Origin of the sequence: Pseudodesulfovibrio karagichevae (genome assembly GCF_041414475.1) — a bacterium.
Lineage (GTDB): Bacteria > Desulfobacterota > Desulfovibrionia > Desulfovibrionales > Desulfovibrionaceae > Pseudodesulfovibrio > Pseudodesulfovibrio karagichevae.
The window spans coordinates 14849-41417 of the sequence record NZ_JBGLYH010000037.1; the positions used below are offsets into that span (position 1 = coordinate 14849).

The window sequence follows — 26569 nt, forward strand, 5'->3', positions numbered from 1 at the left end:
AGGGGGACGGACGCGGGTAGGACCTAGGCATGTCCGACAGTATCTCCCGACACGTTTCCCATTGCATCCTGTGCGGCAAGTGCCTCCAGGTCTGTCCGCTGCTGCGCGCCACCGGGCGCGAGGAGCTCGGGCCGCGCTCGAAGTCCGACCTCTGCCGGGTCCTGGCCGAGGACCCGGACAAGCTGTCCGAGACCGACGCCGCCAGGCTGGCCGGGCTCTGCCTCGGCTGCGGCCGGTGCCGCGAGGTCTGCTCCCAGGGCCAGGACGTGCCCGGCCTGGTGGCCGCCCTGCGCGCCGCGCACCCGAATTTCAAATCCTGGCTGTGGAAGACCTGGCTGACCCGCGCCCGGCAGCTCTGGTCGCCCAGCGCCAAGGCCGCCGGGCTGGTGCCCGAGCGGTTCCGCACCGAGAAGCTCGGCCCCATGCTCAAGATGCTCGCGGGCATGACCGGCGGGCCGGGGCTCGACCCCTTCCTGACGCCCAAGACCTTTCCGGACACCCTTCGCGGCGAGAAGCTGCTCCTGTTCGCGGGCTGCACGGCCAACTACGTCCAGGGCCGCTGGCTCATGGCCGCGCTGCGGCTGCTGGACGGCCTGGGGGCCGAGGTCCTGTCCGGCGATTTCGCCTGCTGCGGCTCAGGCCTGAAGGGGGCCGGGTTCGCGCACGAGTCCACGGCCATGGCCGAGCGCAACGTGGCGGTCTGGCGCGAGGCGGGCCGTCCGCGCATTGTCGTGTTCTGCGCCTCCTGCCTGGCCGGGCTGCGGGTCTACGATTGTTTCGAGTCCGACGGGGAACGGTCCCGTTGGGTGGGTTCCCTACTGCCCCTGTCTGAAACTATACACGGTATGGAATTCGTGATATCCGGCAACATCCCGGAAAGGTTAGGGTATCACCATCCGTGCCACGCGGGTTCGGACGATCCGGACCGCGATTTTCTGCGCGAGGTCCTGGGCGACAGGCTCGTCCGGGCCACGGACGAGCAGTGTTGCGGCTTCGGCGGGGTCATGCGCCTGGCCGCGCCCGGACTGACCGAGCCGGTCAACCGGCAATGCTGGGAAGCGCTCAGGGGCGCGGACGTGGTCCTCTCTGGATGCTCGGCCTGCCTGGCCCAGCTCTCGGCCACCGCGCCGGATGGGGTGGCGGTGGGCCACTGGCTGGAAACCATAGGATGAGTGGGAGATGTCGGACAAGATTTCAATAAAAGCCGTGGCCGTGGACGCCCTGCGGCTGATGCGGTTGCGGGCCAAGGTCTATCTGGGCGCGGCTGTGGCCGGGGTGATTCTCGCGCTGCCGTTGATGCTGTCGTTCGTCTCAAAGGGCTACTCCCTGGAACTGACCCTCGCGGGTTGGGGGGCGATACTGCTTTTGTCTCCCCTGTTGTATATGGTCGTGTTTCACGATTCGCTGATGGCCCTGCGCGGCGCCCCCAGGCTGTTGCCCGACCGCTTCGGCCGCCGGTATCTGCGGTTTTTGTGGAAGTCCCTGCTGGTTGCGCTCATGGCGTTCGGCGTGGCCGAACTGTGCGCAGTCGTCCTTGGAGTACTCATTTTCATGAGCGGGGATGTACCGAAAGCGATTTCCTCCATGACCATACCCGTCACGGCGGTGGTGATGTCTGTCTCCACGTATCTGCTCGTGCGCTGGGGCATGGCCCTGCCCGCCGTGTCGGCGGGTGACGCCGCCGCTTTCCGGCGCTCCTGGCGGATGACCAAGGGGCATGTTCTGCGTCTGCTCCTGTTCGCCCTGCCGTACGCCGTGCTCATTGGCGTGAGCGTGGTTGTGAACCTGCAGACCATGCGGGACCGGACCTTTGACCCGTTCTCGCCCGCCTACCTGCTGTACATGGTCGTCGGTACGGCCCTTTTCTGGTTTACCTTCGCCGCCTTCACCATCTGGTACGAGCGGTTGCGCATGCACTATGAATCGACCCTGAACCCTGAACAGACCGGAGATTCCGGGGAGGTGTCCATGTCGAAAAAGATTTCGCCTTTTGCCGTGGTCAAAGAGGCCGTCGTCCTGGGCTGGAGGCGGAAGGGGACCTTCGCCGCGCTTATACTGGCCTGTTTCGTGCCCGTGCTGCTGGTCCTGTTTCTGACCGTGGGGATGGCCGCAAGCTTGGCCACCCCGCAGGGGGCTGCGGGATTGGGCCTGGGGGCCGCATTGCTGTCCGGGGTCGTCTACATTCTGAGCCTGCTCTTTCTGGCGACCACGACCAACCATCTGGCCGTGACCATGCAGCGGGGGCCGGGCAAGGCCATACCCCGGCCGTTCTGGCCCGCCATGGGCCGGGTCTTCGTTCGGGTGCTGATCCTCTGCCTGATCTTTTTCGCCGCTGCGTTCGTGGTCATGGTGCCGCTGGGAGTCATGGCCTTCTCCCTCATGCCCGACGCCGGGCAGCCGGGCGTCTCCAATCCGTCGGCCCTGGCCGCCATCATCATGGTCGGCGTCGTTCTCTATTTCGTGCTCATCGGGTTTTTCCTGCGGCTCGGGGTCATGATTCCGGGCGCGGCCGTTGGGCATGTGGTCAGCGTGCGCGAGGCCCTGGCCCTGACCAAAGGGCACGCCTGGCGCTTGTTCTGGTCGATAATCATGATTTCCATCCCGACCATGGTGCTGAGCACGATCTTCCAGGTAAGCATGATGGCCGGGGCTGCTGCGGGCGACATCGGGTCGAGCGCCGTTCCGGTGACGATCCTCATGCTGGTGGTAAACCTGTTCACCTGGATCGTGCTGATCGCCGCCAACGCCATATGGTACGAGAAGCTGCGCCTGCGCAAAGCGGGTCCCGGTAAGGATTCCGGCACGTTCGAATTCGCCCCGGGAGCCGCCCCCGACCCGCGCGCCGGTTCGGGCGTGGGGCCGTATGCGGATTTGCCGGAGGGGCGATAGGCATGGAACGCTCCCCCTCGCCGCTGGCCGTGGCGCGCCGTGCACTCGGCGTGCTCGGTGAGCGGCGGAAGCGGCTGCTGGTCCCGTTCCTTCTTCTGGCCGTTCTTTCCCTGGTCCAGGATTACTTCGACTGGCGGATGCCCGGACCCGATCCGGTCCACTGGTTCGCCTTTGTCATGCCCTTCTCCGTGTTGCTCATGCCGGTGGAGGTGGCATTCGTTTTCGTCCTGCTCACCGGGGAGGGCGACATTCGCCGCATTCCCCCGTTGTTTTTAAGGAAATCTCTGAGCTATGGCCTGTATTCGGTCGTGCTCATCGCTTTTGTGGGCGTTTTCGCCTTCATCCTGACGATCGCCTGTGTTGCCGCCCTGGGGCTGTTCCTGGACGGACCGGTGGCCGAGGTCGGGCCCGTAACGAAGTGGATGGTCGAGATTATGCCCGGCCTGCTCGCGGCCTGTCTGGCCATGCGGCTTGTCCTGACCCCGGCGGCCGTCGTGGACGGGCGCAAGTCGCCGCTCGAACTCTCCTTCCAGCTGACCCGGAAGAAGGTTTTTCCCATTCTGCTGTCCGGCGTGGCGCTCCTGGGGCCGCCCGGGGCCCTGCTCCTGGGGCTGGAATGGGCGGCGCGACAGTGGTTCGGCCCCATGGTTCCGACCGAGCCTCTTGTCTGGGCCATGATACGGTCCCTGCTGATTTCCCTGTTCCTCCCGCTGACGTTTTCGCTCTCGACCACCTGGTATGTCGTGCTCGCCCGCGAGGCCGGGCCGCCGTCGCCCGTTGCGGCCGCCGAGGCCTAACCCCGTGCCCGATTCCCCCTGGTTCATGCGCGCCGAGGACGCCTGGCGGGCGGCCCTGCGCCGGATCGGCGGGGTCCTGCGCGCGGCCTTTGGACGGATGCGGGCCGAGCCGCTGCCCTATGCCGCCAGCGCCGCGATCCTGTACCTGTCGTTCGTTTTCAGCCTGCTGCCCCTGCGGCGGCTGGAGGGCGCGTACCTGTACGTTGCGGGCTGGTCGTGGTCGGCCCTGGGGGCGTTGCTGAACCTGGCCCTGGTCGTGGTCGTGGCGGGCGCGGTGCTGCGCGGGGATGGGGAGCGCGGGTTTTTCGGACCGGATTTTTCGCGCCGGTTCCTGCGGGCGCTGCCCTACGCCTTTTGCTATTACCTCTGCTTCGGCCAGGCGTGGGGGCTGCTCTGCTGGGGCGTGCAGTGGCTTGCCGCGCCGGTCTTCGGCAAGCATTCCTTTTTCTTGTGGACCGTATCCTACCATGTGGCGGCGTTGCCGCTGCTGTATCTGCTCTGCCGCTTCGGGTTCACCCTGGCGGGCGCGGCCGCCGGGGACCGCGTGTCCTTCCGGCGTTCATGGGAGCTGTCGCGCCCGGTCGCCGGAACCCTGTTCCTGACCGCGCTGTTGTGGTGGGCGGCCCGGCGGCTGCCGTCCGACATCCTGTCCGGCGTCTTCCCGTTCAGCCCGTTCACCGAACTGTATTCCCGTTGGCTCCAGGTTCCGGTCCAGTGCTGCGTGTCCGTCCTGGGCTGGGCCGTGGGCGCGGCCTGGTACCGGGAGCTGCGCGGCGGGGCCGGGGCGTCCGTGCGCGCCGGGTGACGCCTTCCGCTGCCGTTTTTCCCGCGTCGGCCGGGCCCGGAGCCGTCCCTTTTACGCCCGGCCCGCTTTGTGCTATCCCTTGACTCCGCCGGGAAAGGGGAGTGTCACGCGATTGTCGCGTTGACTTTCCGTTTTCCGACGTTATCTTGCACTACAGCGTTCGCGGCCGCGCACTGAAGGGCCGCCAAAGATTTTCTGGAGAACCCATACATGCTCAAAATGATCTTCGGTTCCAAGAACGACCGATACCTCAAGAAACTCAAGCCGATCATCGCGCAGATCAATGCGCTCGAACCGGAGATGCAGGCCCTGGCCGACAGCGATTTCCCGGTCAAGGTCGCGGCCTGGAAAGGGCAGGTGGCCGCCGGCGAGAAGACCCTGGACGACCTTTTGCCCGAGTGCTTCGCCCTGGTCCGCGAGGCGGGCAAGCGCGCGTTCGACCCGCCCATGCGCCACTTCGACGTGCAGCTCATCGGCGGCATCGTCCTGCACCAGGGCAAGATCGCGGAGATGAAGACCGGCGAGGGCAAGACCCTGGTCGCCACCCTGGCCGTGGTCCTCAACGCCCTGTCCGGCAAGGGCGTGCACGTGGTCACGGTCAACGACTACCTGGCCTCGCGCGACGCCGCGTGGATGGGCCAGCTCTATAATTTCCTCGGCCTGACCTACGGCGTCATCGTCCACGGCCTGACCGACCAGGAACGCCAGGTGGCCTACGCGGCCGACATCACCTACGGGACCAACAACGAGTTCGGCTTCGACTACCTGCGCGACAACATGAAGTTCTACAAGGAGCAGCTGGTCCAGCGGCCGCTCAACTTCGCCATCGTGGACGAGGTGGACTCCATCCTCATCGACGAGGCGCGGACCCCGCTGATCATCTCCGGTCCGGGCGAGAAGTCGTCCGGCCTGTACCGCCGCGTGGACGCCATCGTGCCCAAGCTGGTCAAGTCCAGCCCCACGGACCCCGAGGACAAGGACGCCGTGCCCGACGGCGACTTCGTCCTGGACGAGAAGACCAAGTCCATCACCCTGACCGACGCGGGCGTGGAAAAGATCGAGGAACTGCTCGACGTGGACAACCTGTTCGACCCGCAGAACATCTCGCTCCAGCACCACGTGCTCCAGGCGGTCAAGGCGCACTACTGCTTCATCAAGGACGTGGAATACATCGTCAAGGACGACCAGGTCGTCCTGGTCGACGAGTTCACCGGCCGCCTCATGCCGGGCCGCCGCCTGTCCGACGGGCTGCACCAGGCCATCGAGGCCAAGGAGAACGTCAAGGTCGAGGCCGAGAACCAGACGCTGGCCTCCATCACCTTCCAGAACTATTTCCGCATGTACGAAAAGCTGGCCGGCATGACCGGCACGGCCGACACCGAGTCCGTGGAGTTCCAGCAGATCTACGGCCTGGAGGTCGTGGTCATCCCGACCAACATGCCCATGGTCCGCAAGGACAACCCGGACTCCATCTACAAGACCCAGGAAGAGAAGTACAAGGCCATCGCCGCGGACATCGAGGAATGCTACAAGAGCGGCCAGCCCACCCTGGTGGGCACGGTCTCCATCGAGAAGTCCGAGCTGCTCTCCAACCTGCTGAAGAAACGCAAGATCCCGCACAACGTGCTCAACGCCAAGCAGCATGAGCGCGAGGCCGAGATCGTCCTGGAAGCGGGCCACAAGGGCAAGGTGACCATCGCCACCAACATGGCCGGTCGCGGCACCGACATCAAGCTCGGCGAGGGCGTCCGCGAACTGGGCGGCCTGCACATCATCGGCACCGAGCGCCACGAGTCGCGGCGCATCGACAACCAGCTGCGCGGCCGCGCGGGCCGCCAGGGCGATCCGGGCTCGTCCCGCTTCTACCTGGCGCTGGACGACGACCTCATGCGCCTGTTCGGTTCCGACCGCCTCAAGGGCATCATGGAAAAACTGGGCCTCGAAGACGGCATGGCCATCGAGAACAAGATGGTCTCCGGCGCCATCGAAAAATCCCAGACCCGCGTGGAAGGCCACCACTACGAAATCCGCAAGCAGCTGCTCGAATACGACGACGTCATGAACCAGCAGCGCGAGGCCATCTACGGCCTGCGCCGCGAGCTCATGGAGTCCAAGGAGGTCGAGCCCATCGCCAAGGAATACGCCGAGGACCTCCTGGAGGAGATCCTCGAGCCCGCCCTGGACGCCAAGGGCGGCGCGGACAAGGAGACTGTGGAGTCGGTCCGGGCCCGCCTGGAGGAGGTCTTCAACTTCGAGCGCTTCCCGGAATGGGGCAAGTCCGGCCTGCCCGACATGGAGCAGGCCGAGAAGTGGGTGGAGGAGATATTCGCCTACCTGCGCGCCTCCACCGGCGACCATTACCAGGAGATCATGCGCTACTTCCTGCTCGACTCGCTCGACCGCAACTGGAAGGAGCACCTGCTGAACATGGACCATCTGCGCGACGGCATCGGCCTGCGCGGGTACGGCCAGAAGGACCCCAAGCAGGAGTATAAGCGCGAGGGATTCGAGCTCTTCTCCGAGCTGATCTACACCATCAAGGAGAACGCCCTGCGCTCCTTCTCGCACCTGCGCATCCAGGCCGAGGTCAGCGACGACGAGTTCAAGCACGAGGACACGGACGATCTCCAGTACACGGACAGCGAGTCCGCGAACGAGAAGAAGCCCGCCACCGTGCGCAAGGACGCCAAGATATCGCGCAACGCCCTGTGCCCCTGCGGCAGCGGCAAAAAATACAAGAAATGCTGCGGGGCCTAACGCCCTGCGGAGACGGCATTCAAAGCCCGGTCCGGCACACGCCGGGCCGGGCTTTTTTCGCGGCCGGGGCCGGGCGGGCGATCTTGCCATCCCGTGAGGGGGCGTGTATTTTCCGCGCCATGTTTCGCGCCCACGCCATAATAGCCGTCCTGCTCGCCGTCGTGCTCGGTCTTGCCCCCCGCGTCTTTGCCCAGGGGGGCGTGACCATGGGCGACGAGCCGGGCTTCCTGGTGGCCGCGCCGACCAATGTGAACAAGACCCTGCAACTGCAGGGGGGCCTGGGGCACATCGCCCAGGCGGACTTCACCAGCGGCCTGGGCAGCGTCAGCGTGACCCGCGCCTCCCTGTCCGCCGACTATTCCATCTTCCACCTGTCCTACGACATCGACTACTTCAAGTGGGCGGGCAAGGACGGCCTGGGCCGCCGCTTCGATACGGGCGGGGCGGTCACTCCCTGGGAAACGCTCCAGGACATCACCCTGCAGGCCCGGCTGCTGAACAACGAGCTCACGGACAACTGGCGGTACTGGGTCAACGCGGAGGTGAACGCCTCCTACGAGAAGGTCGCGCCCGGGGCCGTCGGCGTGGGTGTCGACGGCGGGGTGGCCTATGATTTCTGGGATGGCTGGATGCTCGGGCTGACCGCCCGGAGCGTGGCCCTGTCGGCCCTGAACAGCGACCTGTTCGGCGACCTGGAGCTGGGCCTGGCCGTGGCCGTTTCGCAAAAGACCCTGCGCAGGACGCTCCAGTCCGTGGGGCTGTTGCAGGACTCCAAGCCGGGTTCCGAGCACATCGCCCTGAACTTCGCCCTGTCCACCCAGGAAAAGACCTACCGGCTGGCCCCGGACAACGCGATCTACGAAAGCGGCTATCTCGGCGTGGCCCAGTCCAAGGTCGGGCTCTACCTGGACTACATGCCCAACAAGGCCCTGACCTTCAGCGTCGGGCCGGAATTCCACTATAATCGGAAGTACAAGCTGTACAACAAGGCGGGCTCGTACAAGTCGTCGCACGACCTGGACAACGCCCTGGGCGGATTCGCCCGGATTCTCTGGCGGTTCTGATAAGGGGCTAGTCCTGCGGGGCGAGATGCGCGTTGCCCACGGTGGTCAGCCGCCAGCGGGCCGCGTCCGTGGCCCCTGCGCCGCCGCCCAGGGCCTTGCAGGCCAGCTCCCAGATCTCGTCCATCTCTCCGGGGGAGAGGGCGTAGCCCCGGCCCCGCACAAAGGCTTCCAGGCCCGGCCGGTCCGTAAGGGTCATGGCCTCCCGGATCAGCTCCGGGTCGGCCAGGGCGTCGCCCATCAGCCGCGATAATTCGTCTCTGCTCATTGCGATCTCCCTGTCACTGCACCTTGACGCAGGTGATGCTGTTTTTGGGCGAACCCTCGACCACCCGGTCGCTGTAGACCATGTACACGAGGACGTCCCGCTTTTGGTCGTAGAACCGGACCACCTGCATGGACTTGAAGACCAGGGAGGTGCCCTTTTTGAACACCTTGTCCCCGTTCGCCTTGCCGTTCCGCACCCGTTCGGGCACCACGACGTCCCCGGTGGCCACGCACATGATCGAGGCGTCGGACGGGTCCTCGGCCACGCCGATCATACCCTTGACCCCGCCCTTGCGGGCCCGGCTCAGGTAGCAGGTCACGCCGCCCACGTCCGGGTCGTCGAAGGCCTCGACCACGATGTCGTCGTCCCGCGAGAACATGTGGAAGACCGTGTCCACGCTGCCGATGACCTCGGAGGCCACGGGCGCGGGGAACATGCCGCATGCCAACAGGACCAGCAGGAGGGCCCGGAAGAGCCGGGTCCGCTTCCGCCGTCTGTTCTTGAGAAAGTCTAGAGAATGCATTGAGCCTGATGTAGCAACAAGGAACAAGGAAAGCAAGAGTGATTATCATTTCTTGACCTCGCCGCTTCGATGGTGTGGACTATGGGCGCATGCCTATACAGACGGGAACATTCGACGGACTGGGGTCCTCCTACGAGGAGGGCAGCAACGCGGCGTTGCTTTCGGCCATGGCCCGCAGCGCCGAGGAACTGACCTCGGGCAAGGGGTGGCCCGAGGGGGTCAACGACCTGCTGGCCGCGCTCGGGCGGGTCACCGGGGTGAGCCGGGTGTGGATCTTCCAGACCCTGGAGCTGACCGACACGCACCTCACCCAGAATTACACCTTCGAATGGGCGGCCGCGCCCCGGTTCAAACAGATCGGCATGCCCATGTTCTCCATGTTCACCAACCCCATAGACCGGCCCGGCTACCGGGAGATGATCCGCAGCCGGAAGAACGGGGAGTGGCAGAAGGTTCTGACCCACGAGCTCGAACCGGGCTGGCTGCGCGACAGCCAGACCGTGCAGCGGATCAAGTCCATGCTGACCATCCCGATCATGGTCGACGACGAGTGGTGGGGCACGCTCGGCTTCGACGACTGCGAGCGGGAGTACGACTGGACCGACGCGGAGATCGCGCTGCTGCGCACCGCGGGCTACCTCATCGCCAACGCCGTGCTCCGCGACCGCCTGAGCGCCAAGCGCAAGCAGTTCGAGATACTGCGGCGGATCACGGACAGCGCGGCCTGGTCCTTCGACTTCACCACCGGCCAGCTGTGGTGCGCGGCGGAGCTCATCCACTCCGTGCCCATGCCCACCGAGAACATCAATCTTTCGCTGCGCGCGGCCCTGCGCCTGGTCCATCCCCTGGACCGCCACGGCCTGCTCCAGTCCGTGCGCGAGCACATGGCCGGGGACAAGGACGTCTTCCGCCAGGACCTGCGTCTGTTCACGGACTGCGGCGATATGCGCTGGATGGAGCTGATAGGCAACCTGCGGCGCGGCGCGGGCGGTCGTCCCGAGCAGCTGGCGGGCATCGCCGTGGACATCCGGGCGCGCAAGCAGGAGGAGGAGCGGCTCCGGGAGGAGGCGGTCACCGACCCGCTGACCGGGGTGCTCAACCGGCGGATGTTCTGGCGCGAGCTGCAGAGCCAGCTGGAGCACGGCGTGGACCGGGGCTCGCCCTTTGCCGTGCTCATGCTGGACATCGACAATTTCAAGACCCTGAACGATACCTACGGCCATCACGCGGGCGATGTGATCCTGGGCGGATTCGCCGAACGCTGCGCCTCGGCCGTGCGCAGCCAGGACGTCATCGCCCGGCTGGGCGGCGACGAGTTCGTCATCCTCCTGCCGGGCGAACGCTGTCAGGCGGCGCGCGGCGTGGCCGAGCGCATTCTGGAGAGCGTGTCCTCCACCCCGTTCGTGGTGGACGGGCGGGAGCACACGGTCACCTCGAGCATCGGCCTGTACGTCCACGACGGCACCCTGACCACCCCGGCCCGGGTCCTGGAGCGGGCGGACGCGGCCCTGTACCGGGCCAAACGCGAGGGCCGCAACCGGCTGTCCGAAGCCGACGGCTGCCGCCCCGAGAAATAATCCCCCCCACCGCGAAGCGGCAACTTCCCGCGCCGAAGGCGCAAAAGAGGGATGCAAGGGGGCGAACCCTATCGCCGCCGCTATCTCCAAGGCTCGATGACCCGCCTAAGAGCTGGGGCTGCCCGCCGACAAATCCGCAGGACGGCGGATTTGGACGCCGGTCTTTCCGGCGCCCCGGAGGGGTGAGCCCCAGGACGGGGCGAATCAAGGCGAAGTCACCCGGCCATCGCCGCGAAGCGGCTTCCTCTCCTGCTTTTTCTAAGTCAGGGGATCACGACCGAAATATGAAATACACCGCGCCCAGCAGGCAGAGGGCGGCCCAGAGGTAGTCGAGCTTGAGGGGCTGGTGCATGTACAGCAGGCAGAAGGGGGCGAACACGGCCAGGGCGATGACCTCCTGCATGATCTTGAGCTGGGGCAGGGAGAGCGTGGTGTAGCCCAGCCGGTTGGCCGGGACCTGGATCAGGTATTCGAACAGGGCGATGCCCCAGCTGACCAGGGCGGCCACGTACCACGGGCGCTGGTTCAGCTCCTTGAGATGGGCGTACCAGGCAAAGGTCATGAACACGTTGGAGGCCGCGAGCAGCAGGGCGGTGAAAAGGGGGATCCTCATGGGCACCTCGGGGCGGAGAGTTCCCGGCGGGCCGGGTCGAGCGACGGTAGGGCGGAACCCCGCCGTCGTCCAGCGAAATTCGCACAGCGGGGCGAATGTCCGCGCCCCCTAAACTCCTCGACGAACCGGGGCGGCGCGTGCTACTGACCCCGAAAAAAGAGAGGGGCTTTCCGGTTTCTCCCTTTTTCTCCGCCCGGCATACCCTGACTGTGTTGGTCAAGGCCATTTCCCACCGGGCGGTTTTTCCTTTGACGACCGGGAGCGTGGAGCATGGACAAGTACGACAAGCAGGCATTGCAGGTGGCCAAGGAAGTGGTCATCAAGTTCATCGAGGTGGGGCGCATCTCCCCCTCCAACTTCGGACAGAATTTCGATGTCATCTACAAGGACATCGTGCGCACCATCACCGGCGTGACCGCCGGGGACGGCTCGCGCCAGGTGATCATTGAGGACGAGGCCGAGTAATGGACCGTCCCGAATGCGCGTCCCATACCGGGGCCTCCACCCATGCCGAGCACGGCAGGCGGGTGGCGGACATGTTCGGCCGCATCGCCGGTTGGTACGACTTCCTGAACCACGCCCTGTCCGGGGGCCAGGACATCTACTGGCGCTACCGGCTGGCCAAGGCGGCCCGCCCCGAGCCGGGCGGCCTGATCCTGGACCTGGCCGCGGGCACCATGGACGTGTCCGTGGAGCTGCTCCGGCAGTATCCCGACAGCAAGGTGGCGGCCCTGGACTTCGCCCTGCCCATGCTCGAGAACGGCAAGGCCAAGAAGCTCAAGAAGGGCCGCGAGGAGCGCATCTTCCCGGTCCAGGCCGACGGCCGCAGCCTGCCCCTGCCCGACGAGTGCATGAGCGCGGCGACCATCGCCTTCGGCATCCGCAACATCCTGCCCCGCGAGGCGGCCTACGCCGAGTTCCTGCGGGTCCTCAAGCCCGGCGCGCGGCTGTGCATCCTCGAGTTCGGCACCGGCTCGAAGCGGGTCTGGAAGGGGTTGTACAATTTCTACCTGGACAAGGTCCTGCCGTTTCTCGGCGACCGCATCTCCGGCGACCCCGGCGCGTATCGCTACCTGGCCGAGACCATAAAGAGTTTTCCGGACGAGCGGGCCCTGGGCGAGGAACTGCTTGAAGCGGGCTTCGAGCGGGTCTACAACGTCCCAATGATGTCCGGCATCGTCTACCTGCACGTGGCCGAAAAGCCCGGCGGGCGGCGGTTCGAACCGGCCCTGGAACCCGAGGTCCTGGAACCCGAGGTCCCGGAGCGGGCGGCCCCCCAAAAGGCATCCGTCGAGAAGGCGACCGCCAAGAAGACCGCAAAGAAGGCGGCGCCGAAGAAGGGCTCGACGAAGGCGAAGACCGCCCCGAAAAAAGCGGCCGCGAAGAAGGCGACTGTGAAAAAGGCCGCCCCGAAAAAGGCGGCTCCGAAGAAATCGGCGAAAGGCTAGCTGCGGGCATCCCGGCGCGGCGGCGGAAAGCCTTGTCCGGCCGGGGGATTGCCCGGCCGTTTCTGGACAGCCCGTGCCTTATTGGGATAAAGAGCGGCCGAACGAGATGACGAGCAGGCCGAGGATGATGGCCGCAAGCCCGATGAAGCGCAGGAATTTGGGCGGCTGGATGGCCAGCCGGGTAAGCAGGCGGGGCATCCGCTCGGCGAACAGGAAATAGGGAATGCCCTCGAAGACGAGGGCCAGTCCGATGGCGGCGATGAGAAGCGACCAGTCGATGTTCATGGGGGCCAGTAAGCCACAGAACCAGATTGGTGTCCACCCGGGGAGTCAAGGAGAACACAATGAGCATGGTTGATTTTGAGCGGTTGCAGGCCAAGAAAGACGCCATCGCCGTGGTCGGGCTGGGCTATGTGGGCCTGCCCCTGGCCGTGGCCCTGGGACGGCATTTCCGGGTACTCGGCGTGGACGTTTCCGAGAAGCGCGTGGCCGAACTGAAGCAGCGCCTCGACCGCACCCACGAGGTGGATTTCTCCACCGTGGGCGACGACGTGGACCTGGTCTTCACCGCCGACCTGAAGGATCTCGAGAAGGCGCGCCTCATCCTGGTGGCCGTGCCCACGCCCATCGACGAATTTCGCACCCCGGACCTGCGCCCCGTGCGCGGGGCCTCCATTTCGGTGGGCAAGCATCTCCAGCCCGGCTCCGTGGTGGTCTACGAGTCCACGGTCTACCCCGGCCTGACCGAAGAGGTCTGCGTGCCCATCCTGGAGGCCGAGTCCGGCCTGACCTGCGGCCCCGACTTCACCGTGGGCTACTCGCCCGAGCGCATCAACCCCGGCGATAAGGTCCACCGCCTGGAGACCATCGCCAAGGTCGTGGCCGGGCAGGACGAACCCACCGGCAAGCTGCTCCAGCAGGTTTACGGCACCGTGGTCAAGGCGGGCACCCACCTGGCCCCGAACATCCGCACGGCCGAGGCGGCCAAGGTCATCGAGAACACCCAGCGCGACCTGAACATCGCGCTCATGAACGAGCTGGCCCTGATCTTCGAGCGCATGGGCATCGACACCCTGGACGTGCTCGAGGCCTCGGGCACCAAATGGAATTTCCTGCCCTTCAGGCCCGGCCTGGTGGGCGGCCACTGCATCGGCGTGGACCCGTACTACCTGACCTTCAAGGCCCAGGCCCTGGGGCTGCACCCCCACGTCATCCTGGCCGGCCGCGAGATCAACGACAACATGGGCAAGTACATCGCCGAGGCGACGATAAAGAGGTTGATCCGGAACGACTGCAAGATCATGGGCGCGCGCGTGGGCGTGCTCGGCCTGACCTTCAAGGAGAACGTGCCCGACCTGCGCAACACCCGCGTGGTGGATATCCTGGCCGAGCTCGACGACTACGGCGTAGAGGTCCTGGTGCACGACGCCCAGGCCGACCCCGAGGAGGCCGAGCACGAGCTGGGCGTGTCCCTGTGCGGGCTCGACAAACTGCGCGACCTGGACGCCCTGATCCTGGCCGTGCCGCACGCCGCGTACAAGGACATCGCCGTCAAGGAGCTGAAGGGCTGGTTCACGGACCCGGCCAAGGCCCTGGTGGTGGACGTGAAGGGATTTTTCGACCGGGCCGAGCTCGAGGCCGAGTCCGTCGCCTACTGGCGGCTGTAGGGCGCTCCCGTGCTCCTGGTCCTGACCGCCACGGCCAACGAGATGCGCGCCGCATTCCCGGCCGCGCCCGCCGTGGGCCAGGGCGAGACGGCCGAATACGAGGCCGGCGGGCGGACCGTGCTCCTGGGCGTGACCGGCGTGGGGTTGCTCAACACGGCCCTGCGCGCCGGGCAATGGCTGGTTCGTTCGGACGTTGACGGGGTGGTCGATCTCGGCATCGCCGGGGGGTACGACCTCCATGAGACGCCCATGGGCTCCGCCTGCTTCGCCGGGGCCGAGACCTGGCCGGAATACGGCCTGCTGGACGCGCACGGCGCGGCCGACCCCATGGGGCTCGGCTTTGCCCAGGCCGAGGCGGGCGGGAGCAGGATCTGGAACCGGCTCGAGCTTTCGCCCGAGCGCGACGCCCAGCGCATGGGCCTGGCCCTGGGCCACGGCTGGCTGCGCGCCACGGGCGTGACCGTGTCCGGCGTGACCGGGACCCCGGAGAGGGCGGACCGGCTCAAACTGTCCTGCAACGGGCAGATGGAGAATATGGAGGGGTTTGCGGCGGCCTACGCCGCCATCCTGCGCGGGGTTCCCTTCCTGGAGGTGCGGACCATCTCCAACCTGGTGGGTTCCCGCGAACCCGGAGACTGGAATCTGAAGGGCGCGCTGAGGTCGCTTCACGACGCGGCGAACACGCTGTTTGCCGCGTAATACGGGGCTTGCCCCGCAACCCGCAACCTGACATAATACATACATGGACGAACTCTTGCGGTTTTTTCAACGGGAACTTCCCGAAATCAATGAATTTCTCGACCACGAAGCCGACCAGCTCAACGGTCTGGTCCGTGACGTCGCCAAGTACATCCTCGGGTCCGGCGGCAAGCGCATCCGGCCCATGCTCACGCTCCTGTTCGCCCGTGCGCTCGGGTACGGCAAGGACGACTACCAAGCCATCGCCTGCGCGCTGGAACTGCTCCATTCCGCCACCCTGCTGCACGACGACTACCTGGACGAAGCCGAGCTGCGGCGCGGCCGGGAGGCGGCCCATCTGGTCTTCGGCCGGACCGAGACCATCCTGGCCGGAGACGCCCTGCTGGCCCTGGCCAACGAGATGGGCGCGCGCTACGGCAATCCCCGGCTGTCCTGGCTGCTGGCCAAGGGCATCATGGAGACGGCCATGGGCGAGATCGAGGAGATCGAATTTTCGCGCAGCCCGTCGCTCGACCGCGAGACATACATGCGCATCATCATCGGCAAGACCGCGCGGCTCATCGAGTGCGCCTGCCGGTGCGGCGCTGCCCTGGCCGGGGCCACCCCGGAACAGGAGGACGCGGCGGGCGAGTTCGGCCTGAACCTGGGCATCGCCTTCCAGTTGGTGGACGACGCCCTGGACTACGCCTCGCCCACGTCCGAGACGGGCAAGCCCGAGGGCGGCGACCTCAAGGAGGGCAAGGTCACCCTGCCGCTCATCCTGCTCATGGAGGAGGGCGACGAGGCCGGGGCCGAGGTCCTGCTGGAGGCCCTGAAGGAAGGGCGCCTGAGCGACGCCCAGACCGCCGACATCCTGGGTCAGGTCCGGGAGGGAGGCTACTCGGAGAAGACCCGGGAGGAGGCCGCCCTGTACGTCGAAAAGGCCAAGGCGTGCCTGGACGGGTTCGCGCCCGGCGACGAACTGGTCGTGCTCAAACAGGCCGCGGATTTTGTGTTGACCCGAACCAAGTGATTTTCAGGGCCGGTCCTCCGCAAGGGATGGCCGGCCCTACAGCTTTTCATATCGAGAGGAGAGGCCAGATATGCTTTGTCGTGTGATCGTTGGACTGAAGGAAGGCGTCCGGGACGTGCTGGGCGAGAAAATCGCCCGCAAGATCAGGAGCGAGCTCGGCATGGACGTGCGCGACGTTCGCATCGTCAACGTGTTCACCCTGGAGGGCGCGACGCGGGAGCAGGTGGACCTGGTCCTGGAGCGGGCCGCCCTGCATGACCCGGTCCTGCACGAGGTCTCGATGGAGCCCCTGGCGCGGGACTTCGACTGGATCATCGAGGTCGGCTTCCGGCCCGGCGTGACCGACAACGAGGGCCGCACCGCCCGCGAGACCATGGCCGTGGTCCTGGGCCTGTCCAAGGCCGAGCGCGAGGGCATCAAGGTCTACACCTCGCGTCAGTACCTCATCCAGGCCGACATGGACGACGCTGGCGCGCACCGCATCGCCAAGGACCTGCTGGCCAACGAGCTGATCCAGCGCTTCGAGTACAAGTCCGCCGCCCAGTGGGCCGCCGAGCCCGGTTTTACGGCCAAGGCCGCCCGGGTCACGGGCCAGGCCTCGGACGAGGTCGCGGTCATCCCCCTGTCGACCATGTCCGACCAGGAGCTGATGGACTTTTCCCGGGCCAACACCCTGGCCCTGTCGCTCAAGGAGCTGCACGACATCCGCGCCTACTTCGCCGACCCGGCGGTTGTGGCCGAGCGCGCGAAGATCGGGCTGTCCGCCGACCCCACGGACGCCGAGATCGAGGTCCTGGCCCAGACATGGTCCGAGCACTGCAAGCACAAGATTTTCTCGGCGAAGATCGAGTACGAGAACACCGAGACCGGCAAGACCGTCGAGTACTCCAGCCTGTACAAGACCTTCATCCAGGGCTCGACCAGGCAGATCCGCGCGCGCAACGCGGCCACCCGCGAGGGCGGCGACTACTGCCTGTCCGTGTTCAAGGACAACGCGGGCGTGATCAAGTTCTCCGAGTCCATCAACGTCTGCGTCAAGATGGAGACCCACAACTCCCCGTCCGCGCTGGACCCCTACGGCGGGGCTCTGACCGGCATCGTCGGCGTCAACCGCGACCCCATGGGCACGGGCATGGGCGCCAACCTGCTGTGCAACACCGACGTCTTCTGCTTCGCCTCCCCGTTCCACGAGGGCGAGCTGCCGCCCCGGCTGCTGCACCCGCGCCGCGTCTTCGAGGGCGTGCGCGAGGGCGTGGAGCACGGCGGCAACAAGTCCGGCATCCCGACCGTGAACGGGTCCATCGTCTTCGACGAGCGCTACCTGGGCAAACCCCTGGTCTACTGCGGCACCATCGGGACCATGCCGGTCACGGTGTCCGGCCACCCGTCCTACGAGAAGCGCGCCCTGCCCGGCGACGTCATCGTCATGTCCGGCGGCCGCATCGGCGCGGACGGCATCCACGGCGCGACCTTCTCCTCCGAGGAGCTGCACGAGGGCTCCCCGGCCACGGCGGTCCAGATCGGCGACCCCATCACCCAGCGCAAGATGTACGACTTTCTCATGCGCGCCCGCGACCTCGGGCTGTACCACGCCATCACCGACAACGGGGCGGGCGGCCTGTCCTCCTCGGTGGGCGAGATGGCCGAGGACTCCGGCGGCTTCGACATGGACCTGAAGAAGGCCCCGCTCAAGTACGACGGGCTGCGTCCCTGGGAAATCCTCATCTCCGAGGCCCAGGAGCGCATGACCATGGCCGTGCCGCCGGACAGGCTCGACGAGTTCATGCGTCTGTCCGACGAGATGGACGTGGAGTCCACCGCGCTCGGCACCTTCACCGACTCGGGCAAGTACCTGGTGCGCTACGGCGACAAGCTGGTCACCTGCCTGGACATGGACTTCCTGCACAACGGCGTGCCCCAGATGGAGCTTACGGCCGTCTGGAAGCGGCCCGAGATCGCCCAGGACGCCGTGCCCGTGGCCGACGACCAGAACGGTCTGCTCAAGGCCATGCTCGGCCGCCTGAACATCTGCTCCAAGGAGTACGTGGTCCGGCAGTACGACCACGAGGTCCAGGGCAAGTCCGCGGTCAAGCCCATGGTCGGCGTCAAGGCCGACGGCCCGTCCGACGCGGGCGTCATCCGGCCCGAGTACGGCTCGGACAAGGGGCTGGTGGTCTCCCACGGCATCTGCCCGCAGTTCTCGGACTTTGATACCTACTGGATGATGGCCAACGCCATCGACGAGGCCGTGCGCAACGCGGTGGCCGTGGGCGGCGACGTCTCCTACATGGCTGGCGTGGACAACTTCTGCTGGTGCGACCCGGTCCAGTCCGAGTCCACCCCGGATGGCCGCTACAAGCTTGCCCAGCTGGTCCGCGCCAACCAGGCCCTGGCCCACTACTGCCTCGGCTTCGGCGTGCCCTGCGTGTCCGGCAAGGACTCCATGAAGAACGACTACAAGGGCGGCGGGCGCAAGATATCCATTCCGCCGACCGTGCTCTTCTCGATCATCGGCGTCATCCCGGACGTGAACAAGTGCCTGACCTCGGACTTCAAGAAGCCGGGCGACCTGATCTACGTCCTCGGCCTGACCAAGCCCGAGATGGGCGGCAGCGAGATCGCGTCCCAGCTCGGTTTCTCCGACGCCCGGGTGCCCCAGGTGGACCTGCTCTCCGCCAAGAAGCGCTACGAGACCGTGTTCGCGGCCGCGCAGGAAGGGCTGATCACCGCCTGCCACGACTGCTCGGACGGCGGCCTGGGCGTGGCCCTGGCCGAGATGTGCATCGGCGGACGGCTCGGCGCGGAAGTGGACCTGAACCAGGTGCCCGCCTGGGGCGAGCTCAACCTGACCGGCCTGCTCTATGCCGAGTCCGCCAGCCGACTGGTGGTCTCCGTGGCCCCGGCCGACCGCGAGCGGTTCGAAACCCTGTTCGCCGGGCAGGCCTGCGCCTGGATCGGCAATGTCTCGGAAACCCCCGCCCTGAGCGCCACCCTGGCCGACCGCAAGGTCCTGGACGCGGACGTGGAGGAGCTGGCCCGCGCCTTCAAGGAGACACTGGCCTGGTAAAATGATCGCATAGAACACAATCCCTAACGCCAACCCTTTACCAAAAGTGAATAATTCTCTATGGTGACGGGGTATTTGACCCTGCCGGGTTGAGGGTGCCCGGCCGGTTGCGGCACAGGGCTTTATAGCTATGGGGGTTGGTTCATGTTCAATAGATCGGTTTGGATCAAGGGCTGCTGCGCGCTTTTGCTGGCAGCCCTTGTCGTATCCGCCGCCATGACGGGCACGGGCCGGACGGATTCCGGCCGGTACGTCGGTTCCGAGGCGTGTGGCGACTGCCACGAGCGGGAATACGGCAATTACAAGAAATTCGCGAAGAAGGCTCATTCCGGGGACTCCGTCAAGATCATGGTGGGCGACCTGACGCAGGAAGAGCTGGCCGAATGCTACGGCTGCCACATGACCGGGTACGGCAAGCCGGGCGGGTTCGTCAGCTTCGAGAAGACCCCGAACATGGCCCAGGCCGGGTGCGAGGTCTGCCACGGGCCGGGCTACGACCACGTGGAATCCGGGGGCGATCCGGACCTGATCAAGCGCAAGCTGAGCCTGGACGACTGTACCGGATGCCACAACCCCGAGCGGGTCAAGGCGTTTGACTTCAAGCCGCTGTTGTACGGCGGGGCGCACTAGGAGGCCGTATGGATAATTTCATCACGCGCTCTCTGGGCATCAAGCTTATCCTGCTGTCGTCCCTGCTGACCATCCTGGCCTTTGCCGGGCTGTTCGCCTACAGCTCCATGTCCACCAAGGACCACACCCTCGAGGGCGTGGCCGTGGCCGCCGAACGGGTGGCGGACATGCTCTACATCGCCATCGAGGACCCCATGTCCAAGGGCGACAACGACGGCACCGAGATCAAGTTCCTGCAGATGGCCGAGCGCTACCCGGACATCAAGGTCTACCTGACCGACTACAAGGGCGAGATCACCTATTCCACCGTGACCGAGGCCGAGCGCCAGATGATCTTCGACGTCCGGCCCGAGGCCGGGCTGCCCGACCTTGTGGCCCGTGGCCTCCAGGAGAAGGTGGCCGAGGGCAAGCTCGAGGACATCGACGGCAAGCGCCACTTCGTCGAGGTCAAGAGCATCGAGAACAACCCGTTCTGCTTTCACTGCCACGGACGGTCCCGGAAGATTCTCGGGTCCATGGTCGTGGCCGTCGACGTCAGCCCGCAGTACAACGCGCTGCTCGAGAACCAGCTCAAGTCCGCCGGCATCTCGGTGCTCGGCGTGCTGGCCCTGCTGGCCGCGCTGATCATCTTCATGCGCAAGGCCATCGTCAACCGCATCACCTCCATCGCGGCCACGGCCGAGGACGTGGCGCACGGCAACCTGGACGCCCGGTTCGAAGTGGCCGGGACCGACGAGCTCGGCTCCCTGTCGCGCTACCTCGGGGCCATGGTCAGCCAGATCAAGAACCAGCTGGAATACAACCAGAGCGTGCTCAGCGGCATCGTGGTCCCCCTGTTCGTGACCGACGCCCGGCAGACTCTCCAGTTCGCCAATCCGCCCCTGCAGGCCATCCTCGGTCTGACCGAGGAGGAGCTCAAGGGCCGTCCCGTGTCCGAGGTCTTCGACTGCGAGTCCGAGGATGGCTCCACCTGCAACGCGGGCGACGTCATCGCCCTGGGCGAGCCGCTCAACGGCCGTTTCCTGTTCACCCGCCGCGACGGGACGACCTTCCCGCTCCTGTTCGAAGCCTCGCCGCTCAAGGACGCCGAGGGCGACACCGTGGGCGTCATCTGCGTGCTCATCGACCTGACGCGCGAGGAGGAGGACAAGAAGAACATCGAGCTGCAACGCCAGAACCTGCTGGTGGTGGCCAACGAGGTCACCGAGGTGGCCAACAAGCTCAACGAGGCCTCCAACGCCCTGTCCACCCAGATGGACCAGCTGGCCAGCGGCGTGGACACCACGGCCAACGAGACCAGCCAGGTGGCCACGGCCATGGAGGAGATGAACGCCACGGTGCTGGAGGTGGCCAAGAACGCCTCCGAGACCGCCGAGGCGTCGGACAAGGCCAACAAGGTGGCCGCCTCGGGCGGGGTGGTGGTCGGCAAGACCGTGGCGGAGATCAACGCCGTGGCCGACATCACCGAGAACCTGGCCGAGGCCCTGGCCTCCCTGTCCAGCCGGGCCGAGAACATAGGCAAGGTCATGGCCGTGATCAACGACATCGCGGACCAGACCAACCTGCTGGCCCTGAACGCGGCCATCGAGGCGGCCCGCGCGGGCGAGGCCGGTCGCGGCTTCGCCGTGGTCGCGGACGAGGTCCGCAAGCTGGCCGAGAAGACCATGGACGCCACCAAGGAGGTCGAGGGAGCCATCTCCCTGATCCAGCAGTCCACCAGCAACGTGGTCAAGGAGATGGACACCGCCAAGAAGCGGGTGGTCAACACCTCGGGCATGGCCCAGGAGGCGGGCGGCGTGCTCGACGAGATCGTCAAGCATTCCAACTCCATCGCCGACATGGTCAACGGCATCGCCACCGCGGCGGAGCAACAGTCCTCCACCTCGGACGAGATCAACACGCGGGTCACCCAGATCAACAACCTCTCCCAGGAGGTCCTGTCCGGCATCCGCAAGTCCAACCAGGGCATCCAGGAGGTCTCGGAAATGGCCGAGAAGCTGGCCGGACTGGTGGCCAAGTTCCGCAGCTAGCGGAAGCAATGAGATATCGGGGGCCCGGCTCCGGCCGGGCCCTTTCCCATGCTCCGCACACGGGCCTTCCTCGCCCTGGTTTGGATGGAGTTGTCCAGCAAATCTGGGCGGCTACGGGCCGCCTGCCCGGACCATTTGCAGTAATTCTTTTTCTGGGATAATGAGCCATGATTCCGCTGGCGGTGATTCCCCTTGACAAGGGCGGCCTGGGGGAATAGTAATTGTTATCAAATGTGGAGGACATCCATGGCTCAAGAAATGGGTTTCAGGCTTTCCAAACAGCGGAAAGTGATTTTGGAAGAGTTGCGCAAGGTCAAGTCGCATCCCACGGCGGACGAGGTTTACGACATGGTGCGCAAGATCATCCCCAGGATCAGCCTGGGCACGGTCTACCGTAATCTCGAGTTCCTGTCGTCAAAGGGGCTGGTGCTCAAGCTGGGCGCTCCCGGCGAGCAGAAGCGCTTCGACGGTACCCCGGACCCGCACCCGCACATCCGCTGCGAGGTCTGCACCGCCGTGGCCGACGTGGAGTGCGACATCGAGATCCCGGTCATCCCGGAGAGCTGCACCAGCGGCTACAGGATACTGACAACCAACGTGGAATTCGTCGGCATCTGTCCCAGGTGCCAGGCCGCGCGGCAGTAAATTTCGAATATATCCGTTCGCACGGCGCAAAGCCGGTTGCCCCAAGGGGCAACCGGCTTTATTTATGGTCAAAATTGTTTTTGGTTCGCTTGACAGCTTGGACAATTAAAGATAGGAATGATTCTCACCTTGAGGCTAACCCGGAGTTTTGACGGAATAAAATATTTCTGATCCATAAAACCCGTACCTTTTCACATAAAAATACGACAACGAGCGCAATTTTGTGTAAGGTGACTGGTGAATCAGAAAACCAAAGATCGATCCGATAAGGAGGAACGATGTCACTGAAAGGAACCCAGACCGAGAAGAATTTGCTGTACGCTTTCATCGGCGAGTCCCAGGCTCGCAACAAATATACCTATTTCGCCAGCGTGGCCAAGAAGGAAGGCTACGTGCAGATCTCCAAGATATTCGAGGAGACCGCCGGGCACGAGAAGGAACACGCCAAAAGGCTGTTCAAGTTCCTTGAGGGCGGCACGGCCGAGGTGACCGGCTCCTTCCCGGCCGGGGTCATCGGCTCCACCCTCGAAAACCTCTACGCGGCCGCCGAGGGCGAGCACGAGGAAAACACCGACATGTATCCCGGCTTCGCCAAGGTAGCCCGCCAGGAGGGGTTCAACGAGATCGCCGCGGTCATGGAGAACATCGCCGTGGCCGAGCGCTACCACGAGGAGCGCTACCGGGCGCTGATCAAGAACATCGAGACCGACCACGTTTTCGTCAAGGAAGAGGAAGTGGTCTGGCGCTGCCAGAACTGCGGGTACAATCACAGGGGCTCCACCGCTCCCGTGAAATGCCCGGCCTGCGACCATCCCCAGGCCCATTTCGAACTCAAAGACACCAACTGGTAAACAAATATCAACACATCCTTAAGGAGGATTCAACATGGCTATCAAATTGGGCGAAGTGTACAAGTGTAATGTTTGCGGTAATATCGTCATGGCCATTCACGCAGGCGACGGCGACCTGGTCTGCTGCGGCGAGGACATGGTCCAGATGACCGAGAACACCGTGGACGCCGCCAAGGAAAAGCACGTCCCCGTCATCGAGAAGGACGGCGACAAGGTCACCGTCAAGGTCGGTTCCGTGGCCCATCCCATGGAAGAAAAGCACTACATCGAATGGATCGAGCTTCAGGTCGGTGACAAGGTCCTGACCAAGATGCTCAAGCCCGGCGACAAACCCGAGGCCGAGTTCTGCATCTGCGGCCTGTCCGGCGCGCTCAAGGCCCGCGAATACTGCAACCTCCACGGCCTGTGGACCGCCACCGCGTAAGGCTGGTCCGGCGAGGCGGGGGCCGCGAGGCGTCCGCATGTGAATCACGGGGGCGGGCCGCAAGGCCCGCCCTTTCCATCCCAGGAGGGAGCCATGGCCCGGCCCGAAGAGATATACCAGTGCCAAACCGTCAATTGCGGCTATATCTACAACCCGGACAAGGGCGACCGGAAGGGCAAGATCCCCAAGGGCACCCGGTTCGAGGACCTGCCCGACGACTGGCGCTGCCCCATCTGCGGCGGCACCAAAAAGTGCTTCCGGCCCCTGGCCGGGCCCGGCTCCACCCAGGGCGACTGTGAGTTGCCAGTCGAGGGAGAAGCGAAACGTTGACGGCGGGGTCAGCTGGCGCGAAAAGGACAACCGAAGGGAGCTTGTTTTCATGTCGAGGTATGTTTGCCTAGTCTGTGGCTATGTGTATGACCAGAAGGATGGCGATCCGGATTCCGGGACCCCGCCGGGCACCGATTTCAACGCGTTGCCGGAGGACTGGAGGTGCCCGGAGTGCGGTGCCGACCGGGGGAACTTCGGACAGGACGGCGTGCCGTGGAGCGGAGGTCCAGAGGTTGCCACCGCCTGGCGTGCTGAAGATAGTCCGGTAGAAGACAGGGGCCAGAGCAAGCGCACTTATGGTTTTGAAGACCATAACTATGAATGTGCGTGCGGGTATCTCTACTTGCCGGTGGAAGGCGAACCCCGTTCCGGCATTCCGCCGGAGACCAGATTCAGTGACCTGCCCGAGGATTGGGTTTGCCCGGAGTGCGGTTCCCCGCAAGAGGATTTCCGTGTTATTTGATCGAATCGGGTATCTTTCGGCCCCCAGCCCTTGGCTCATATAAACCGATTACGATAAGTTGACAGCGGCCGCCGCTGCTGCGAATATGCGTGACCAAAAGGAGACTGACCCCATGCAGAAATATGTCTGTGAGATTTGCGGCTATGTGTACGACCCGGCTCAGGGCGACCCCGATTCCGACATCCCGGCCGGGACCAAGTTCGAGGATCTGCCCGACGACTGGACCTGCCCCGTCTGCGGTGCGGACAAGGACAGCTTCGTACCCGAGGATTAATTTCTTGCCCGGACCGCGGGCAGGGAGCGCGCACCCCGGTACGCGCTCCTTTTTTTACCATGGCGGTTGAGTAACCGCTCAATGTGGAGAAGACCATGAGACCTGTTGAAATCAAGGAAGGCGTTTTCTGGCTCGGCGCTGTCGACTGGAACCGCCGCGACTTCCACGGCTATTCCAAGGCGCACAAGGGCACCACCTACAACAATTTTCTGATCGTGGATGAGAAGGTGACCCTGATCGACACCGTGGCCGAGGAGTTCTGGGGCACGCTCCAGTGCAACCTCGCCCAGGTGCTCGGCGACCGCAAGATCGACTACGTGGTGGCCAACCACCTGGAACCCGACCACTCCGGCTGCCTGGCCAAGGTCGTGGAGAAATACCAGCCCGAGAAGATCTTCACCTCCCCCATGGGCCAGAAGGCCATGAAGGCCCACTTCAAGTACACGGACTGGCCGGTCGAGGTCGTGCCCACCGGCACCGAGATCAACATCGGCAAGCGGACACTCTCCTTCCTCGAGACCCGCATGCTGCACTGGCCCGATTCCATGCTGACCTACTGCCCGGAGGAGAAGATCGCCTTCACCAACGACGCCTTCGGCCAGAACTGGGCCACGTCCGAGCGCTGGGCCGACCAGGTGGACCGCTACCGGCTGCAGGAACTCATGGCCAACTACTACGCCAACATCGTGCTGCCGTATTCCCCGGTGGTTCTCAAGACCCTGGCCACCATCAAGGAGATGGGGTTGGAGATCGAGACCATCTGCCCGGACCACGGCCTGCTGTTCCGGGGCGAGGACTGCGCCTGGGCCATGGAGCAATACCAGGCCTATGCCGAGCAGAAGCCCAAGAACAAGGCGGTCATCGTCTACGACACCATGTGGCACTCCACCGAGAAGATGGCCGAGGCCGTGGCCTGCGGCCTGGCCGACGAGGGCGTCTCCGTGCGCCTCATGTGCATGAAGAACAACCACCACTCCGACGTCATGGCCGAGGTCTTCGACGCCGCCGCGGTCATCGTCGGCTCGCCGACCCACAACAACGGCATCCTGCCGCTCATGGCCGACATGCTGACCTACATGAAGGGCCTTCGTCCCCAGAACAAGATCGGCTCCGCCGTGGGCTCCTTCGGCTGGTCCGGCGAATGCGTCAAGGCCCTGACCCAGTGGCTCGAAGACATGAACATGGAAGTCGTGGAAGGGATCAAGAACCAGTACGTCCCGGATCACGAGGTCTTCAACAAATGCTATGAGCAGGGCAAGGCTATCGCCGCAGCGATTAAAGCGAAGCTTTAATCGGCTTGGCGGCCGCCCGCGCGACCACAACAAAAAAAAGCCCGGTTTTCACCGGGCTTTTTTTTGTTGTGTCGCGGGGCGGGTGGGGGGCGGCTTCCGATAGCGGGCCATCTGCACACTTTTTCCGGCCGCGCCAATCCTCACGTAGACGGCTACGCTGCGGTTGTCGCGGCCGGAAGAAAATGCACAGCTGACCCACTCTCGACAAATCCGCAGGACAGCGGATTTGGACGTTGCGGTTTTTCCGCAACGCCCCGAAGGGGTGAGCCCCAGGACGGGGCGAATCAAAGCCTTGTGCGAGCGCGGTAAGAGAGCCGCTGTCGGGTGCTGCGCACCCGAATCGCTCCAAGGGGAGGAGGGAGCGGGGGGAGTGGGCCTGCTCCGCCGAAGGCGGCATAAAAAGTTTGGGAAAAGGAGGGGATGGGGGTCCGGGGGAAGGGGAGGAAA

Annotated in this window: 26 protein-coding genes; 22 read left to right on the top strand and 4 right to left on the bottom strand. The window is 65.1% G+C overall.

The window, feature by feature from the left end:
- Positions 1 to 29 precede the first annotated feature (29 nt).
- The 6 genes from AB6M95_RS12725 (at position 30) to AB6M95_RS12750 (ending at position 8312) form a co-directional block, all read left to right on the top strand.
- Positions 30 to 1172, top strand: a complete 1143-nt coding sequence (locus AB6M95_RS12725; RefSeq protein WP_371387136.1) for a (Fe-S)-binding protein — start codon at positions 30 to 32, stop codon at positions 1170 to 1172.
- Positions 1173 to 1179: 7 nt separating this feature from the next.
- Positions 1180 to 2889, top strand: a complete 1710-nt coding sequence (locus AB6M95_RS12730) for a hypothetical protein (protein ID WP_371387137.1) — start codon at positions 1180 to 1182, stop codon at positions 2887 to 2889.
- Between the two features lie 2 nt (positions 2890 to 2891).
- Positions 2892 to 3686, top strand: coding sequence for a hypothetical protein (locus AB6M95_RS12735; protein ID WP_371387138.1), 795 nt, complete (start codon positions 2892 to 2894; stop codon positions 3684 to 3686).
- 4 nt (positions 3687 to 3690) lie between these two features.
- Positions 3691 to 4491 (top strand): hypothetical protein, encoded by an 801-nt coding sequence (locus AB6M95_RS12740; RefSeq protein WP_371387139.1) that lies wholly within the window; start codon positions 3691 to 3693, stop codon positions 4489 to 4491.
- A gap of 210 nt (positions 4492 to 4701) precedes the next feature.
- On the top strand, positions 4702 to 7248 hold the full coding sequence (gene secA / locus AB6M95_RS12745; protein ID WP_371387140.1) for a preprotein translocase subunit SecA: 2547 nt from the start codon (positions 4702 to 4704) through the stop codon (positions 7246 to 7248).
- 119 nt (positions 7249 to 7367) lie between these two features.
- On the top strand, positions 7368 to 8312 hold the full coding sequence (locus tag AB6M95_RS12750; RefSeq protein WP_371387141.1) for a hypothetical protein: 945 nt from the start codon (positions 7368 to 7370) through the stop codon (positions 8310 to 8312).
- Between the two features lie 7 nt (positions 8313 to 8319).
- On the opposite strand, the gene AB6M95_RS12755 is transcribed toward AB6M95_RS12750, so the two are convergent.
- Together AB6M95_RS12755 and AB6M95_RS12760 are read right to left on the bottom strand one after the other, a co-directional pair.
- Positions 8320 to 8577: a hypothetical protein gene (locus tag AB6M95_RS12755; protein ID WP_371387142.1), complete on the bottom strand. Its 258-nt coding sequence runs from the start codon at positions 8575 to 8577 to the stop codon at positions 8320 to 8322.
- A 13-nt stretch (positions 8578 to 8590) separates the two neighbouring features.
- Positions 8591 to 9100, bottom strand: coding sequence for a CreA family protein (locus AB6M95_RS12760; RefSeq protein ID WP_442604687.1), 510 nt, complete (start codon positions 9098 to 9100; stop codon positions 8591 to 8593).
- Positions 9101 to 9189: 89 nt separating this feature from the next.
- On the opposite strand from AB6M95_RS12760, the gene AB6M95_RS12765 reads away from it, so the two are divergent.
- Positions 9190 to 10677 (top strand): sensor domain-containing diguanylate cyclase, encoded by a 1488-nt coding sequence (locus AB6M95_RS12765; protein WP_371387143.1) that lies wholly within the window; start codon positions 9190 to 9192, stop codon positions 10675 to 10677.
- Positions 10678 to 10948: 271 nt separating this feature from the next.
- On the opposite strand, the gene AB6M95_RS12770 is transcribed toward AB6M95_RS12765, so the two are convergent.
- Positions 10949 to 11290, bottom strand: coding sequence for a DMT family protein (locus AB6M95_RS12770; protein ID WP_371387144.1), 342 nt, complete (start codon positions 11288 to 11290; stop codon positions 10949 to 10951).
- A 270-nt stretch (positions 11291 to 11560) separates the two neighbouring features.
- Here AB6M95_RS12770 and AB6M95_RS12775 point away from each other — a divergent pair, with 270 nt between their 5' ends.
- Positions 11561 to 11755: a hypothetical protein gene (locus tag AB6M95_RS12775; RefSeq protein ID WP_371387145.1), complete on the top strand. Its 195-nt coding sequence runs from the start codon at positions 11561 to 11563 to the stop codon at positions 11753 to 11755.
- Positions 11755 to 12738, top strand: coding sequence for a ubiquinone/menaquinone biosynthesis methyltransferase (locus AB6M95_RS12780; RefSeq protein ID WP_371387146.1), 984 nt, complete (start codon positions 11755 to 11757; stop codon positions 12736 to 12738). Before AB6M95_RS12775 ends, AB6M95_RS12780 begins: the two co-directional genes overlap by 1 nt.
- A gap of 78 nt (positions 12739 to 12816) precedes the next feature.
- Here the strand turns inward: AB6M95_RS12780 and AB6M95_RS12785 are convergent, their stop codons facing one another.
- Positions 12817 to 13023 carry a DUF2065 domain-containing protein gene (locus tag AB6M95_RS12785; RefSeq protein WP_319583189.1) on the bottom strand — a complete coding sequence of 69 codons (207 nt, stop codon included), beginning with the start codon at positions 13021 to 13023 and terminating at the stop codon, positions 12817 to 12819.
- Between the two features lie 65 nt (positions 13024 to 13088).
- Between AB6M95_RS12785 and AB6M95_RS12790 the strand changes: the two genes are divergently transcribed.
- From AB6M95_RS12790 to AB6M95_RS12850, 13 genes are all read left to right on the top strand, one after another.
- On the top strand, positions 13089 to 14405 hold the full coding sequence (locus tag AB6M95_RS12790) for a nucleotide sugar dehydrogenase (RefSeq protein WP_371387159.1): 1317 nt from the start codon (positions 13089 to 13091) through the stop codon (positions 14403 to 14405).
- A 9-nt stretch (positions 14406 to 14414) separates the two neighbouring features.
- A complete protein-coding gene (gene mqnB / locus AB6M95_RS12795; protein WP_371387147.1) occupies positions 14415 to 15104 on the top strand; it encodes a futalosine hydrolase in 690 nt (229 codons plus the stop codon).
- 43 nt (positions 15105 to 15147) lie between these two features.
- On the top strand, positions 15148 to 16116 hold the full coding sequence (locus AB6M95_RS12800) for a polyprenyl synthetase family protein (protein WP_371387148.1): 969 nt from the start codon (positions 15148 to 15150) through the stop codon (positions 16114 to 16116).
- 70 nt (positions 16117 to 16186) lie between these two features.
- The gene (locus tag AB6M95_RS12805) at positions 16187 to 19183 is read left to right on the top strand and encodes a phosphoribosylformylglycinamidine synthase subunit PurS (protein WP_371387149.1); all 2997 of its coding nucleotides are present in this window, start codon (positions 16187 to 16189) and stop codon (positions 19181 to 19183) included.
- Positions 19184 to 19327: 144 nt separating this feature from the next.
- Complete coding sequence (locus AB6M95_RS12810) at positions 19328 to 19813, top strand: cytochrome c family protein (protein WP_371387150.1); 486 nt, start codon at positions 19328 to 19330, stop codon at positions 19811 to 19813.
- A gap of 8 nt (positions 19814 to 19821) precedes the next feature.
- Positions 19822 to 21843, top strand: a complete 2022-nt coding sequence (locus AB6M95_RS12815) for a methyl-accepting chemotaxis protein (protein ID WP_371387151.1) — start codon at positions 19822 to 19824, stop codon at positions 21841 to 21843.
- A gap of 246 nt (positions 21844 to 22089) precedes the next feature.
- The gene (locus tag AB6M95_RS12820; RefSeq protein ID WP_371387152.1) at positions 22090 to 22488 is read left to right on the top strand and encodes a Fur family transcriptional regulator; all 399 of its coding nucleotides are present in this window, start codon (positions 22090 to 22092) and stop codon (positions 22486 to 22488) included.
- Between the two features lie 278 nt (positions 22489 to 22766).
- Entirely contained in the window at positions 22767 to 23339 is a 573-nt protein-coding gene (gene rbr / locus AB6M95_RS12825; RefSeq protein ID WP_371387153.1) for a rubrerythrin, read from the top strand.
- Between the two features lie 34 nt (positions 23340 to 23373).
- Positions 23374 to 23763, top strand: coding sequence for a desulfoferrodoxin (locus tag AB6M95_RS12830; RefSeq protein ID WP_371387154.1), 390 nt, complete (start codon positions 23374 to 23376; stop codon positions 23761 to 23763).
- A gap of 93 nt (positions 23764 to 23856) precedes the next feature.
- Positions 23857 to 24093 carry a rubredoxin gene (locus AB6M95_RS12835; protein ID WP_371387155.1) on the top strand — a complete coding sequence of 79 codons (237 nt, stop codon included), beginning with the start codon at positions 23857 to 23859 and terminating at the stop codon, positions 24091 to 24093.
- Between the two features lie 49 nt (positions 24094 to 24142).
- Positions 24143 to 24556, top strand: a complete 414-nt coding sequence (locus AB6M95_RS12840) for a rubredoxin (protein WP_371387156.1) — start codon at positions 24143 to 24145, stop codon at positions 24554 to 24556.
- Positions 24557 to 24668: 112 nt separating this feature from the next.
- Positions 24669 to 24830 (top strand): rubredoxin, encoded by a 162-nt coding sequence (gene rd, locus AB6M95_RS12845; protein WP_338670215.1) that lies wholly within the window; start codon positions 24669 to 24671, stop codon positions 24828 to 24830.
- Positions 24831 to 24925: 95 nt separating this feature from the next.
- Positions 24926 to 26122 carry an FprA family A-type flavoprotein gene (locus tag AB6M95_RS12850; RefSeq protein WP_371387157.1) on the top strand — a complete coding sequence of 399 codons (1197 nt, stop codon included), beginning with the start codon at positions 24926 to 24928 and terminating at the stop codon, positions 26120 to 26122.
- Positions 26123 to 26569 lie beyond the last annotated feature (447 nt).

Excerpts from the sequence above, each read along its gene's own strand:
- AB6M95_RS12725 (WP_371387136.1), top strand. The coding sequence starts at position 30 with ATGTCCGACAGTATCTCCCGACACGTTTCCCATTGCATCCTGTGCGGC.
- AB6M95_RS12730 (WP_371387137.1), top strand. The coding sequence starts at position 1,180 with ATGTCGGACAAGATTTCAATAAAAGCCGTGGCCGTGGACGCCCTGCGG.
- AB6M95_RS12735 (WP_371387138.1), top strand. The coding sequence starts at position 2,892 with ATGGAACGCTCCCCCTCGCCGCTGGCCGTGGCGCGCCGTGCACTCGGC.
- secA (WP_371387140.1), top strand. The coding sequence starts at position 4,702 with ATGCTCAAAATGATCTTCGGTTCCAAGAACGACCGATACCTCAAGAAA.
- AB6M95_RS12750 (WP_371387141.1), top strand. The coding sequence starts at position 7,368 with ATGTTTCGCGCCCACGCCATAATAGCCGTCCTGCTCGCCGTCGTGCTC.
- AB6M95_RS12755 (WP_371387142.1), bottom strand. The coding sequence starts at position 8,577 with ATGAGCAGAGACGAATTATCGCGGCTGATGGGCGACGCCCTGGCCGAC.
- AB6M95_RS12760 (WP_442604687.1), bottom strand. The coding sequence starts at position 9,100 with ATGCATTCTCTAGACTTTCTCAAGAACAGACGGCGGAAGCGGACCCGG.
- AB6M95_RS12765 (WP_371387143.1), top strand. The coding sequence starts at position 9,190 with ATGCCTATACAGACGGGAACATTCGACGGACTGGGGTCCTCCTACGAG.
- AB6M95_RS12770 (WP_371387144.1), bottom strand. The coding sequence starts at position 11,290 with ATGAGGATCCCCCTTTTCACCGCCCTGCTGCTCGCGGCCTCCAACGTG.
- AB6M95_RS12775 (WP_371387145.1), top strand. The coding sequence starts at position 11,561 with ATGGACAAGTACGACAAGCAGGCATTGCAGGTGGCCAAGGAAGTGGTC.
- AB6M95_RS12780 (WP_371387146.1), top strand. The coding sequence starts at position 11,755 with ATGGACCGTCCCGAATGCGCGTCCCATACCGGGGCCTCCACCCATGCC.
- AB6M95_RS12785 (WP_319583189.1), bottom strand. The coding sequence starts at position 13,023 with ATGAACATCGACTGGTCGCTTCTCATCGCCGCCATCGGACTGGCCCTC.
- AB6M95_RS12790 (WP_371387159.1), top strand. The coding sequence starts at position 13,089 with ATGGTTGATTTTGAGCGGTTGCAGGCCAAGAAAGACGCCATCGCCGTG.
- AB6M95_RS12800 (WP_371387148.1), top strand. The coding sequence starts at position 15,148 with ATGGACGAACTCTTGCGGTTTTTTCAACGGGAACTTCCCGAAATCAAT.
- AB6M95_RS12805 (WP_371387149.1), top strand. The coding sequence starts at position 16,187 with ATGCTTTGTCGTGTGATCGTTGGACTGAAGGAAGGCGTCCGGGACGTG.
- AB6M95_RS12810 (WP_371387150.1), top strand. The coding sequence starts at position 19,328 with ATGTTCAATAGATCGGTTTGGATCAAGGGCTGCTGCGCGCTTTTGCTG.
- AB6M95_RS12815 (WP_371387151.1), top strand. The coding sequence starts at position 19,822 with ATGGATAATTTCATCACGCGCTCTCTGGGCATCAAGCTTATCCTGCTG.
- AB6M95_RS12820 (WP_371387152.1), top strand. The coding sequence starts at position 22,090 with ATGGCTCAAGAAATGGGTTTCAGGCTTTCCAAACAGCGGAAAGTGATT.
- rbr (WP_371387153.1), top strand. The coding sequence starts at position 22,767 with ATGTCACTGAAAGGAACCCAGACCGAGAAGAATTTGCTGTACGCTTTC.
- AB6M95_RS12830 (WP_371387154.1), top strand. The coding sequence starts at position 23,374 with ATGGCTATCAAATTGGGCGAAGTGTACAAGTGTAATGTTTGCGGTAAT.
- AB6M95_RS12835 (WP_371387155.1), top strand. The coding sequence starts at position 23,857 with ATGGCCCGGCCCGAAGAGATATACCAGTGCCAAACCGTCAATTGCGGC.
- AB6M95_RS12840 (WP_371387156.1), top strand. The coding sequence starts at position 24,143 with ATGTCGAGGTATGTTTGCCTAGTCTGTGGCTATGTGTATGACCAGAAG.
- rd (WP_338670215.1), top strand. The coding sequence starts at position 24,669 with ATGCAGAAATATGTCTGTGAGATTTGCGGCTATGTGTACGACCCGGCT.
- AB6M95_RS12850 (WP_371387157.1), top strand. The coding sequence starts at position 24,926 with ATGAGACCTGTTGAAATCAAGGAAGGCGTTTTCTGGCTCGGCGCTGTC.